This is a genomic window from Streptomyces coeruleofuscus (assembly GCF_039532725.1).
Lineage (GTDB): Bacteria > Actinomycetota > Actinomycetes > Streptomycetales > Streptomycetaceae > Streptomyces > Streptomyces coeruleofuscus.
In genome coordinates this window covers 443,035-455,244 of record NZ_BAAASE010000008.1, presented here as the reverse complement: position 1 = coordinate 455,244, position 12,210 = coordinate 443,035, and the positions used below count along the sequence as shown (strand labels likewise).

At 74.0% G+C, this 12,210-nt stretch carries 12 protein-coding genes; 7 read left to right on the top strand and 5 right to left on the bottom strand.

Features of this window, described 5'->3' with window-relative positions; all coding sequences use genetic code 11:
• Positions 1 to 10: 10 nt before the first annotated feature.
• From ABFX81_RS30675 to ABFX81_RS30655, 5 genes are read left to right on the top strand one after another with little or no spacing between them, the layout of a single operon-like run.
• A complete protein-coding gene (locus ABFX81_RS30675; protein WP_086848013.1) occupies positions 11 to 1,312 on the top strand; it encodes an MFS transporter in 1,302 nt (433 codons plus the stop codon).
• A complete protein-coding gene (locus tag ABFX81_RS30670) occupies positions 1,309 to 2,142 on the top strand; it encodes a putative hydro-lyase (RefSeq protein ID WP_086848015.1) in 834 nt (277 codons plus the stop codon). The genes ABFX81_RS30675 and ABFX81_RS30670 overlap by 4 nt, the downstream gene beginning before the upstream one ends.
• A 17-nt stretch (positions 2,143 to 2,159) precedes the next feature.
• Entirely contained in the window at positions 2,160 to 2,918 is a 759-nt protein-coding gene (locus ABFX81_RS30665) for a 5-oxoprolinase subunit PxpA (RefSeq protein WP_086848017.1), read from the top strand.
• Positions 2,915 to 3,541, top strand: coding sequence for a carboxyltransferase domain-containing protein (locus ABFX81_RS30660; protein ID WP_086848019.1), 627 nt, complete (start codon positions 2,915 to 2,917; stop codon positions 3,539 to 3,541). Before ABFX81_RS30665 ends, ABFX81_RS30660 begins: the two co-directional genes overlap by 4 nt.
• On the top strand, positions 3,538 to 4,407 hold the full coding sequence (locus ABFX81_RS30655; protein ID WP_086848021.1) for a 5-oxoprolinase/urea amidolyase family protein: 870 nt from the start codon (positions 3,538 to 3,540) through the stop codon (positions 4,405 to 4,407). Before ABFX81_RS30660 ends, ABFX81_RS30655 begins: the two co-directional genes overlap by 4 nt.
• Before the next feature lie 32 nt (positions 4,408 to 4,439).
• Here ABFX81_RS30655 and ABFX81_RS30650 read toward each other — a convergent pair whose 3' ends face one another.
• The 5 genes from ABFX81_RS30650 to ABFX81_RS30630 all read right to left on the bottom strand — a co-directional run bounded on the left by ABFX81_RS30650 (position 4,440) and on the right by ABFX81_RS30630 (position 9,956).
• A complete protein-coding gene (locus tag ABFX81_RS30650; RefSeq protein WP_086848024.1) occupies positions 4,440 to 5,327 on the bottom strand; it encodes a GDSL-type esterase/lipase family protein in 888 nt (295 codons plus the stop codon).
• Positions 5,324 to 6,511, bottom strand: a complete 1,188-nt coding sequence (locus ABFX81_RS30645; RefSeq protein WP_086848026.1) for a glycosyltransferase — start codon at positions 6,509 to 6,511, stop codon at positions 5,324 to 5,326. Before ABFX81_RS30645 ends, ABFX81_RS30650 begins: the two co-directional genes overlap by 4 nt.
• Positions 6,508 to 7,635 carry a glycosyltransferase family 4 protein gene (locus ABFX81_RS30640; RefSeq protein WP_346138946.1) on the bottom strand — a complete coding sequence of 376 codons (1,128 nt, stop codon included), beginning with the start codon at positions 7,633 to 7,635 and terminating at the stop codon, positions 6,508 to 6,510. Before ABFX81_RS30640 ends, ABFX81_RS30645 begins: the two co-directional genes overlap by 4 nt.
• Before the next feature lie 209 nt (positions 7,636 to 7,844).
• Entirely contained in the window at positions 7,845 to 9,263 is a 1,419-nt protein-coding gene (locus tag ABFX81_RS30635) for a hypothetical protein (protein ID WP_086855274.1), read from the bottom strand.
• A gap of 300 nt (positions 9,264 to 9,563) precedes the next feature.
• Positions 9,564 to 9,956, bottom strand: a complete 393-nt coding sequence (locus ABFX81_RS30630; protein WP_086855276.1) for an ankyrin repeat domain-containing protein — start codon at positions 9,954 to 9,956, stop codon at positions 9,564 to 9,566.
• 292 nt (positions 9,957 to 10,248) lie between these two features.
• Between ABFX81_RS30630 and ABFX81_RS30625 the strand changes: the two genes are divergently transcribed.
• On the top strand, positions 10,249 to 10,443 hold the full coding sequence (locus tag ABFX81_RS30625; RefSeq protein ID WP_059416083.1) for a hypothetical protein: 195 nt from the start codon (positions 10,249 to 10,251) through the stop codon (positions 10,441 to 10,443).
• A 37-nt stretch (positions 10,444 to 10,480) separates the two neighbouring features.
• Positions 10,481 to 12,187 (top strand): hypothetical protein, encoded by a 1,707-nt coding sequence (locus ABFX81_RS30620; protein ID WP_346138945.1) that lies wholly within the window; start codon positions 10,481 to 10,483, stop codon positions 12,185 to 12,187.
• Positions 12,188 to 12,210: the final 23 nt, after the last annotated feature.

Here is a 12,210-nt window from a genome sequence, read left to right as displayed (position 1 = left end):
CGAGGTGCCCATGAGCACGACCCCTCCACCGCAAGCCCTGACCGACGACACCCACCCGGCGAGCGCTGAACACACCTCGGACGACGGGGCGTTGGGCTGGCTGCGTGCCCTGGGCCCGCGCGGCCGCCGCGCGTTCGCCGGTGCCTTCGGTGGCTACGCCCTGGACTCGTACGACTACTTCACGCTGCCGCTGAGCATGGTCGCGCTGTCCGCGTACTTCGGCCTGAACAGCGGCCAGACCGGCCTCTTCACGACGGTCACCCTGGTGGTCTCCGCGATCGGCGGCGCCCTCGCGGGCGTGCTCGCCGACCGCGTCGGCCGGGTGAAGGCGCTGATGGTCACGGTGATCACCTACGCGGTCTTCACCGTCGCCTGCGGCTTCGCACCCAACTACGAGACGCTGCTGGTCTTCCGCGCCCTCCAGGGCCTCGGTTTCGGCGGCGAGTGGGCGGTCGGCGCGATCCTGGTCGCCGAGTACGCGAGCGCCAAGCACCGGGGCCGCACGCTCGGCGCGATCCAGAGTTCCTGGGCCGTGGGCTGGGGCATGGCCGTGATCGCCTACACCCTCATCTTCTCGGTGGCCGGTGACGATCTGGCCTGGCGCATCATGTTCTGGACCGGGGCGCTGCCCGCGCTGCTCGTCATCTGGGTGCGGCGCAGTGTGCACGACGCGCCCGAGGCGGCCGCCGCTCGTGAACAGAGCGCGGAGAAGGGCTCGTTCACGGCGATCTTCAAGCCCGGCCTGCTGCGGACGACGATCTTCGCGGTGCTGCTCTCGACCGGCGTACAGGGCGGCTACTACACGCTGGCCACCTGGGTACCCACCTACCTCAAGTCCGAGCGCAACCTCTCGGTCGTCGGCACCGGCGGCTATCTGACGTTCCTGATATCGGGCGCCTTCATCGGCTACCTGACGGGCGGTTACCTCACCGACAAGCTGGGCCGGCGGCGCAACATCTGGCTCTTCGCCCTGCTGTCGGCGATCTGCATCCTGGCGTACGCGAACATCCCGAGCGGCGCCAACACCCTGATCCTGGTGCTCGGGTTCCCGCTCGGCTTCTGCATGTCGGCGATCTTCAGCGGCTTCGGCTCGTACCTGAGCGAGCTGTACCCGACGGCGGTGCGCGGCACGGGGCAGGGCTTCACGTACAACACCGGGCGGGCGGTGGGTGCCGTCTTCCCGACGACGGTCGGTTTCCTGGCCGACAGCTGGGGCGTGGGCGGCGCGCTGGTCTTCGGGGCGATCGGCTACGGCATCGCGGCCCTGGCGCTGCTGGGGCTGCCCGAGACGCGCGGGAAGGAACTCGCATGAACCGCACGAGTACCGAGACCGGGGACCGCCCCGTCGTCCTCGTCGACGAGCACGCGCGCGCGTGGAGCCCGGAAACGGCCCGCGCCCGCTTCCGGGAGGGTCTGACGGGCCCCACGGCCGGGGTCGCGGCGGGCCACACCCAGGCCAACCTGATCTCAGTGCCCGCCGACTGGGCCTACGACATGCTGCTGTTCTGCCAGCGCAACCCCAAGCCCTGCCCGGTCCTCGACGTCACGGACGCGGGTTCCTGGACCACCGTGCTCGCCGGAGGCGCGGACCTGCGCACCGACCTGCCGCGCTACCGCGTGTGGCGGGACGGAGAGCTGGTGGACGAGCCGGCGGACGTGCGTTCGTACTGGCGGGACGACCTGGTGTCGTTCCTGATCGGGTGCAGCTTCACCTTCGAGTGGGCGCTGGGCGAGGCGGGCGTGCCGATCCGCCACGTCGAACAGGGCCGCAACGTCCCGATGTACGTGACCGGCCGGCAGTGCCGTCCGGCGGGGCGGCTGCACGGACCGATGGTGGTGTCCATGCGGCCGGTGCCGCCGAAGCACCTGGCGGCGGCGATCCGGGAGAGCAGTCTGCTGCCGGCGGTGCACGGCAGCCCCGTACACTGCGGCGATCCCTCGGGGCTCGGCATCGACGACCTCGGCAGCCCCGACTTCGGCGACCCGGTGGACACCGAACCGGACGACATCCCGGTGTTCTGGGCCTGCGGTGTGACCCCGCAGGCGGCCGTGATGGCATCGCGTCCGCCGTTCGCCCTCACGCACGCCCCGGGGCAGATGTTCCTCACCGACGCCCGCGACGAGCAGTACCGCGTGGCCTGACAGGAGACACTGGATTCATGGCCTGCATCGACCTGAACGCCGACCTCGGTGAGGGCTTCGGCCGCTGGCGGCTCACCGATGACGAACGGCTGCTGTCGGTCGTCACCAGCGCCAACGTGGCCTGCGGCTTCCACGCCGGGGACGCGGCCACCATGCGCCGGGTGTGCGAGCTGGCGGCCGAGCGCGGCGTCCGGATCGGCGCCCAGGTGTCCTACCGGGACCTGGCCGGGTTCGGGCGGCGCGCGATGGACGTGCCGTCCGCCGAACTGGCGGCCGAGGTGGCCTACCAGATCGGCGCCCTGGAGGTCTTCGCCCGTGCGGCGGGCGCCGGCGTGGCCTACGTGAAACCGCACGGCGCGCTCTACAACCGGGTCGTGCACGACGAGGAGCAGGCCGCCGCGGTCGTCGACGGCGTGCTCCTCGCGGACGCCGCGCTGCCGGTGCTGGGCCTGCCCGGTTCACGCCTGCTGGAGCTGGCCGGGCAGGCCGGCCTGCCGGTCGTCACGGAGGCGTTCGCGGACCGCGCGTACACCGACGCGGGCACGCTCGTGCCGCGCTCCCTGGAGGGCGCCGTGCTCACCGACCCCGACACCGTCGTGGAGCGGTCGCTGGGCCTGGCCCGCTCCGGCGAGGTCGTCTCCCATTCGGGGGCACGGATCGAGGTACGCGCGCGTTCCCTGTGCCTGCACGGCGACACGCCCGGCGCGGTGGAGCTGGCACGCCGCGTCCGGGAGCGGCTGGAGGCGTCGGGGGTCCGGGTGGAGGCCTTCGCATGAGGGTCCTGCCGGTCGGCGAAGACGCCCTGCTCGTCGAGGTCTCCTCGGGCGACGAGGCCCAGGCCCTCCACGCCGAGCTGCTGCGGCGCCGCGCGGAGGGCTCGCTGTCCGCCCGCGAGATCGTGCCCGCGGCCCGCACGGTCCTGCTCGACGGCCTCGACGCCCCTGCCCGGGTGGCCGCCGAACTGACCGCCGCGGAACTGCCGCCCGCTCCCCCACGCGCGCGTGAGGCGGTCGAGATCCCGGTGCGCTACGACGGCCCGGACCTGGCCGACGTCGCCGCGCACTGGGGCGTGCCGGAGCGGGAGGTCGCCCGCATTCACGCGCGGACGGAGTTCCGGGTCGCCTTCTGCGGCTTCGCTCCCGGCTTCGGCTACCTCACCGGCCTGCCACCGCGCTACGACGTCCCGCGCCGGGCCACTCCGCGCACGGCCGTCCCGGCGGGGTCGGTGGCGCTGGCGGGCCCCTACACGGGCGTGTATCCGCGTTCGTCGCCGGGCGGCTGGCAGCTGATCGGCACGACGGACGCCGTCCTGTGGGACCACGCGCGCGTGCCGGCCGCGCTGCTGTCGCCGGGCACGCGGGTGCGGTTCGTCCCCGTCGAGCCGGTGGAGCACTCGTGACCGATCGCGCGCTCGCCGTCGTCCGGGCCGGGGCCCTGACCACCGTGCAGGACCTGGGACGGCCCGGGCACGCCCATCTCGGGGTGCCCCGCTCCGGGGCGCTGGACCGGCCCGCGGCGGACCTCGTCAACCGGCTGGCGGGCAATCAACCCGCGGCGGCCGTGCTGGAGACGACCCTCACCGGCTGCGCCGTACGCCCCCGTTCGACCGTCACCGCGGCCGTGGCGGGCGCGCCCTGCCGGGTCACGGTGGACGGACGGCCCGTCGCCTGGGGCGCGCCGGTGCACGTGCCCGCCGGGGCGCTGCTGGACGTCGGACCTGCCGTGTCGGGTGTACGCAGCTATGTGGGCGTCTCCGGGGGCATCGCGGTCGAGCCGGTGCTCGGCAGCCGCTCGACGGACCTGCTGTCGGGGCTCGGCCCGCCCCCTCTCGCGGACGGCACGGTGCTGCTCCTGGGCCGGCCGACGGGCGCGCACGCGCGCGTGGACGTCGCCCCGCAGCCGGCGCCACCGGCCGAGCTGGTCCTTCGGGTGACACTCGGCCCGCGCGACGGCTGGTTCACGCCGGAGGCCGTGCGCGCCTTCCTCTCACGTCCCTACCGGGTGTCCCCCGCGAGCAACCGCATCGGGCTGCGCACGGAGGGACCCGCCCTGGAGCGGGCCCGGCCCGGGGAACTCCCCAGCGAGGGCATGGTGCTGGGCGCGGTCCAGGTCCCGCCCGACGGCAGACCGGTGGTGTTCCTCGCCGACCACCCGACCACCGGGGGCTACCCGGTGATCGCGGTGGTCCGCGCCGCCGACCTGCCGGCAGTCGCCCAGGCGGTTCCGGGCACCCCGGTCCGCTTCGTGGCCGTACGGCGCCGCTGAACCGGCCGGAGCACGCCGGTCACCCCGGCCTGTCAGGCCGCGTCCGGCTGCTCGGCCACCGACAGGGCGGCGAGCGCGGCGGACACGGCCGCGGAGGTCCGCAGATCGAGCCGGGCGCTCGTGCCCCGGGCCCGGTGCCGGAGCTCGTCGGCGGCTAGGGTCAGGAGCTGGGGCAGCAGGTCGGTGCACCGGCGGGCCACCCAGCCGGTCCCTGCCGTGGCCAGCCACCGCAGGCTCGCCGACCTGGTCGGACCGGGGAACTCCGGCTCGGGCGAGGGCGCGGGTCCCGTCGCGAGGCCGTGTTCCGCGAGCAGCGTGTGGAAGCGCAGGGCCAGCTGCCGGTGCCCGCGCTCTCCGGGGTGCAGCCGGTCCGCGCTCCACAGGGCGCGGTCCGTGATCCAGTCGCCCTCGCACGCGTGCAGGTGCAGAGCTCCGTACCGGTCGGACAGCGCGTGGACGACCGTGTTCACGGCGCGCTGCCGCCGAGCCAGCGGGTGGGCCAGTGCCCCCGGCAGCCCGAGCATGGTGCCCGGGTCGGGCAGGCAGGCGGTGAGCAGCACCGCGCCCTGCTCGGTGAGGGCCGCGTACACCTGGTCGAGCCGGGCCGCCACGGCCTGGATGTCGAAGGTGCAGCGCAGGGTGTCGTTGACGCCGACGACGACGGACACGAGGCCGGGCCGCAGCTCCAGCGCGGCAGGCAACTGCCGCTCCAGCACGTCCCGGGTCTGCGACCCGCTCACCGCGAGGTTGGTGAACCGGACGGGTCCCCCGCCGAGCCCGGCGGCCAGCAGCGCGGCCCAGCCGCGCCACGCCCCGTCGCCGACGGGATCACCCACCCCCTCGGTCAGCGAGTCACCGAGGGCCACGAAATCCGGGGCCCCGTCGAGCCGGGAGGACCCCCCGAACCGCACGGGTCTCATGCCACGCCTCCGGGCACGAACGGGCGTACGGGGACGGCCGCGTCGTGCGCGGCGAGGAACGCGTCGACCGCCGCGTCCCACCCGAAGCACTCCGCACGCGCGCGTGCCCCCTCGCGCCGGTCCGCCTCCAGGCGTTCCAGCAGCAGGTCCACGGCGTCCGCGAAGGCCTCCCCGTGATCCGCCGCGACGGCCCCGGCAGCGCCGATCACCTCCGGCAGCGCGGACGACGCGCTCGCCACCACGGGCGTGCCGCACGCCATGGCCTCCAGCGCGGCGAGCCCGAACGTCTCGGCGGGCCCCGGCGCCAGGGCCACGTCGGCGGACGCCTGGAGCGCGCCGAGCAGCCCGCGGTCGGAGACGTGCCCGAGGAAGGTGACCGGCAGGGCACTCTCGCGCGCCCGCTGTTCGAGCCGGGCGCGCAACGGCCCGTCCCCGGCCACCACCAGCACCGCCCGTCGTCCGCGCCGCCGCAGCGCCTCCAGGGCGTCCAGCGCCGTGCCGGGCCGTTTCTCGACGGACAGCCGCGAGCACATCACCAGCAGCGTCTCGTCCACGCGCGCGTGCCGCGCCCGCACCTCCGGGTCGCGCAGCGCGGGGTGCCGCTGCACCAGGTCGACGCCCAGCGGGGCGCGGACGACGTTGCGTGCCCCGATCCGTACGAACTCCCGCTCGGCGAACTCGGTGGTGCACACCACGCGCGCGTACGTGTGGGCCGTACGGACGTTGAGGGCGTCGGCGGCACGCCGGGCGGCCCCCTCGGGCAGGCCCCAGGTGCGCAGCACGCCGTCGGCGGTCTCGTGGGAGACCATCACGGCCGGGATCCGGGCGCGCCGCGCCCACCTGCCGGTCCACCTGAGGGTCGTGCGGTCGGACACCTCCAGCCGGTCCGGCGCGAGCTCCTCCAGGAGCCGGGCCACCCGCCGCTTGTCGGCGAGCACGCGGTAGCCGCCGGTGCCGGGCAGCAGCGGCCCGGGGAGTGTGATCACCCGCCCCTGCTCGGTCTCCCGGTCGCTCATCCGCTCGCCGGGGATCACGAGGACGGGCTCGTGCCCCGCCGCCTTGAAGCCCTTGCCGAGTTCCCGCAGGGCGGTGCGCAGACCGCCGGACGCGGGCGCGACGAAGTTGGCGAGCCGCACGATCCGCAGCGGCTGGCGGCTGCTGTCGCCCGAACGCGAGTCGCTCATGCCGCCACCGCCGTCCTGCGTCCGGCGAGCACGTTCGCGTAGTGCCCGATCAGCTGGTCCCCGACGGCCGCCCAGGTGCGGCCCTCGACGGTGGCCCGCCCGGCCGCGCCGAAAGCGGCCCGCAGCGCGGGGTCGGCCGCCAGGGCACGCACCGCGTCCCGGACGGCGGCCGTGTCGCGCGGCGGCACCAGCAGGCCGGTTTGTCCGTGGGCGACCAGGTCCAGCGGCCCGCCCGCGGCGGGCGCCACGACGGGCAGGCCGCTGGCCATGGCCTCCTGCACCGTCTGGCAGAAGGTCTCGAAGGGACCCGTGTGCGCGAAGACGTCGAACGAGGCGAAGACCCTGGCGAGGTCGTCGCCGGTACGGCGGCCGAGGAAGACCGCGCCGGGCAGCGCCTGCTCCAGGCCGGGCCGGCTCGGGCCGTCGCCGACGACCACGACCCGGACGCCCTCCAGGCCGCAGGCACCGGCGAGGAGTTCGACCTGCTTCTCGGGGGCGAGCCGGCCGACGTAGCCGACGATCAGCTCACCGTTCGGGGCGAGTTCGCGACGCAGGGCCTCGTCGCGGCGGTCGGGCCGGAAACGTTCGGTGTCGACCCCGCGCGGCCACAGCTCGACCCGGGGCACACCGTGCGTCTCCAGGTCGCGCAGGGCCGCGCTGGACGGGGCGAGAGTGAGGTCGGCGGCGCCGTGCACGGAGCGGATCCGCCGCCAGGCGGCGGCCTCTCCGGCACCCATGTAGGTGCGGGCGTATCCGGCCAGGTCGGTCTGGTAGACGGCGACGGCGGGGGTGCCGAGGCGGGCGGCGGCGGCCATGCCGCGCACGCCGAGGACGAAGGGGCTGGCGAGGTGGACGACATCGGCGCGGTGCTCGATGAGGGTGGCGGCCAGGCGGCGGCTGGGGAGGGCGACGCGGACCTGGGGGTAGCCGGGGAGCGGGAGGGAGGGGACGTGGACGACGGGGCACGGCACGTCGGCGTCGGGCTTGTTCCCGGGCGCGGGGGCCGGGGCGACGACGACGGGGGCGTGACCGCGATCGACGAGGTGCCGGGCGGTCTGGAGCGCGCAGTGGGCCACGCCGTTCACATCGGGGGGAAAGGATTCGGTCACGATGACGACACGCATACCCGTGTTGTCGCCGTGCCGGACGTGGCCGCGTCAACGTGGATCTTTCCGGCCGAGGAACGTCCTATGAGCGTTCTGAGGCGCACCCGCGCAGGTCAGGCCGCGTCCATACGCCCCTGACCCGCGAGTCACCCCTCGTTCACCCGGGCGGCCTGATTCCGCCCCGGCGTCCTTGCGCGAAGGGAGTCACAGGCTCATACGGAGCGGGGTCACACAGCGGTCTCCTCGGGACCGATCCGGCTGCGTACGGCCGTCTGGACCTCGGCCTCCTCGGCCGGGTCGGCGGCGAGCCGGCGCAGTCGCTCGACGACACGGGTGTCTCCGGTCTCGGCGTGCCGGGCGGCGATCTCACGGGTGGTCTCCTCGCAGTCCCACAGGCACTCGACGGCGAAGCCGGTGGCGAAGGAGGGGTCGGTGGCGGCGAGGGCGCGGGCGGCCCGGCCGCGCAGATGGGAGGAGGCGGTCTCGCGGTAGATGTGGCGGAGCACGGGTGCGGCGCAGGCGATGCCGAGCCGTCCGGTGCCGTCGACCAGGGTCCACAGGGTCGGTGCGTCGGGGCCTTCGCCCCGTACGGCTTCGCGGAGTGCCGCGAGGACCAGGTCGCGGTCCTGCGCCCCGCCCCGGCAGGCGAGGACGCGTCCGGCGGCGGCGCCGAGCGCGTCCGGCCGCCGGGCCCAGCCGCGCGCCCGGTCGATGGCGGCGAGCGAGCGCATGCGCTCGAAGGCGTCGACGGCGGCGTCCACGACGACCGTCGAGCCGGTGGCCACGGCGTCCTCGATCAGGCCGAGGGCGTCGGGATCGTTGCCGTCGGCGAGGTAGCGCAGGGCGGTGCACCGGGCTCCGTCGCCGCCGTCCTTCGCCGCCTGGACGATCTCGGCCCGGTCCTCGGGCCCGGCCACGGCGGTGAGACAGCGGGCGGCCGGTACGTGGAGTGCGGCGCCTCGTTCGAGGCCTTGCTGGGCCCATTCGAAGACGGCCTGCACACTCCACCCGGGACGTGGCCCGGTCGGCCGCATCTGTCGCTGCCAGCGGTCGAAACAGCCCGCCTCATGGGCGGCACGCACGCGTGTGGCGATGGATTCGCGCGGATCCTCGGCCCACAGCCGCCACGGACGGGGTTCGAAGGCGTCCCGGACGGTCGCCGCCAGCTCGGCGTCGCCCTCCGGATCGGCCGGGAACCGCGCGAGGACGGGTGCGGCGAGGGCGCGCAGGCCCGCGTCGTCGTCCCTGAGGGCCAGTTCGTCGAGGGCCCAGGCCCAGTTGGAGCCGTGGGCGGCGTACCTGCGCAGCAGTTCGAGCGCGTCCCGCCTGCCGTAGGAGGCGAGGTGCCCGAGGACGGCGAGGGTGAGCCCGGTGCGCGACTCGTCGGTGTCGAGGACGTCCTCGGCGCCGAAGAGGTGGGCCTCGATCGCGTCCAGCTCGCCGTTCAGGTCGAGGTAGAGGCGGGCGTAGTAGAGGGAGCGGTTCTCCACCTGCCAGTCGTGGCGGGGATCGCGCAGCACGCAGTGGTTCAACGCCGCGAGCGCCTCGGGGCGCGGGGCGGTGAGCGCGTGCAGCGTGCCGTCGCCGCGGCCCCGCTGGAGCAGGCCGAGCAGCGTACCGCTGGGCGCTATGACCGGTTCGAACATGGGAAACAGCCTCACATCAAGCGTCGACGCAACCGGGGACGTGTACTACCTGGCCGCGCGACAACACGTCGGAGTGCCCGCCGTTTCCTGCTTGCTGTAGACCATCTTCCTCTGCCTCTCGTCGGTGGCCCTTGCGGACCGCGTCACGGCCCGCGCGGTGCGGCAACACCTGCCCATCCATCACGTCCGTGAACCACGTCGTCATGATGACCCGGTACTTCCGTCTGCCGCGACCGAAATTTCGGCGGCCCCGTCCCGCCTCCCCCGTTTTCGTTGTCGTTCCAGGTCAGACTGGTCGGCTCAACGCTCGCCGAACAGTTCGAGCAATTCCGTCCGACCGAACATCCTGGCGGTGTCGACCGCCGAGGGGGTGCCGGCGGACGGGTCTGCGCCGCTCTCCAGGAGGGCCTTGATGACGTCCGTCTCACCCTTGAAGACCGCTCCCGCGAGCGGGGTCTGACCCCGGTCGTTCACCCGGTCGGCCTCGGCTCCGCGGGCGAGCAGCGCGCGTACCGCCTCGGAGTGGCCGTGGTACGCGGCGAGCATCACGAGCGAGTCACCGCGGTCGTTGGTGAGGTTGGCCGGAACGCCCGCGTCGACGTACGCCACGAGCGCCTCGGTCCGGCCCCGCCGGGCCAGATCGAAGATCTTGGTCGCCAGCTCCACGACCTCGGGGTCGGGGGCATCGGTCATCGGCCGGACCGCCTCTCACGTCACATGTCGGGTGCGTACGCCTGCGAGCAGCGCAGCCGTACGAGTGAATCGCCAGGGTACTGGCTCGCGCGGCACATGACCCGATGCGCCCGAGGTAGAGATCACCACAGACCTCGCCCGATAAGAGCCCGGCGCGACCGGGCCGGGGACCGCTCCGCCGCTCAGGGGAAATAGTACGAATTTCACCCAGTTGCACCTTTTATCGTATGGATACATCCTGTGAGCCTGGAAGTACTCATGGTGACTGTCCCCGCGAACCAGGAGAACTCAAATGATCCTCTCGATCTCAGGCGTGGTCCTGCTCGGCATCGTCGTCTTCATCTTCCTCCGCAAGGACGGCCTCAAGGCGTCGCACGCGGTCGTCGCGATGCTGTTCGGCTTCTATCTGGCGAGCACGGCCATCGCCCCGAGCATCAAGGCGGGCGGCGAGAGCCTGGCGAGCCTCCTAGGCGGAATCAAGTTCTGACACTCCCACTCCCCGTACGCACTCCCTGGAGGCAGCAGTGGCCCGGCGCCCCCTCCCCCGCATCCTGAGCAACGGCGGCGCGCAGCTCGCCCGGAGCCGGGAGCTGGCCCGGACGGCGGCCGACAGCGCCACCGACGTCCTCCACCCGCTGATCACGATCACGCGCGGTCTGCGCCGGCTGGCAGCGGCCGGGCGGCGCAGAGTGGCCGAGACCCCCAAGGAGAGACGGGGGGCGCTGCTGTTCCTGGTGTCCTCCTTGCTCCTGGTCGTGGCGCTGCTGCCGTACGGACCGCTGCTCGCCGCCGTCACACTGATGGCGGCTGCGGCCTGGAAAGGCCGGGACCGCACCCCGGCAGCAGCCGACGGACCCGACGAGTCACAGACGGAACGCCTCAAGGGGCTCTACGAGGCCCTCGTCCCGCACTTCTCCACCGCCGAGGACCCCGAGCCGCTCTACACCCACGGCGGTGCGTGGGACAAGGCCTTCCCGACCTACGCCTTCGACGGCGGCGGCCGGATCTCGCACCTGGTGGTCCGCTACCCGGCCTACTTCGCCGACGGCGAGGCCGAGACCCGCGCGCGGATCGAGCACCTGCTCGCGGCCAAATCGGGCCGCGGCCGCGAATACCACTTCACGTGGGACGAGGAGGACAACCAGTTGACGGTCAGCGTGCTCCTGCCGCTGCCCGTCGACATCGCCGCCCAGCGTTTCGTCACCACTCCCGGCGAGACGGTCCTCGGTTTCACCGACCCCACGCAGGTCCGGCGCACGCTCCCCCTCACCCACGGCGAGCAGCGGCGGGACGTGCCCCCGGTCGTCTGGCGCACGGGCCCGCGCTCGACCGAGCCCCATCTGCTCGCCCTCGGCCAGCCGGGCAGCGGCACCTCGACCCTGCTGCGCTCCATCGCTCTCCAGGCCCTCCAGCACGGCGACGTGGTGATCGTCGACGGTGGCGGCACGGGCGAGTACGCCTGTCTGACCGGCCGGGACGGCGTCCTGGCCGTCGAGTGCGGGCTCACCGGGGTGCTGGCCAGCCTGGAGTGGGCCGCGACCGAGACCGAGCGCCGCCTCATCGCCGCCAACCGCGCCCATCAGGCGGGCCACCCGCCGCCCGACGACACCAAGCGTCCCCTGTGGATCCTCGTGGACCGCCCGACGGCGTTCACCCACCTGGCCGCAGCGGACGACCGCAAGGACCCGCAGTCCCTCCTCCAGGTGCCCCTGCGGCACGGCCGCCCGGCGAACGTGACGGTGGTGGTGGCCGACCAGCTCGACAGCGCCGACTCCCTCACCGGCGCCGTACGGCAGCACACCCGCGCGCGCGTGGTCCTCGGCCCGGCGACGGCCGAGCAGGTCGAATCCGTCCTGGGCGCGCCCCCGCACACCACCCCCGTCGACCAGGTCCCGCCCGGCCGCGGCTACGCCCGCCTGGGCACGGGCCCGGTCCACCGCCTCCAGGTCCCGGCCACGCCCAACCCCTACGACGACGCGACGTCCGACGCCCACCGCCAGGCGGTACTGGACCTCCTCCCGCCCCGCACGACACCGGCGGACGGGGAGACGGTCCCCGATCCGGAGTCGACGCAGGGCGAGCCGGAGCCGGTCGAACCGGAGACGGAGCCCGAGCCGGTGAAGCCGGAGCGAGTACCGGTCCTGACGGAACCAGAGCCGGTTCCGGTGCAGACGGAACCGACGGAACGAAAGCCGGTGCCCGTCCTGACGAAGACCACCAAGACGTCCTAGCCGCGGTCGGTCAGGCCGACCGC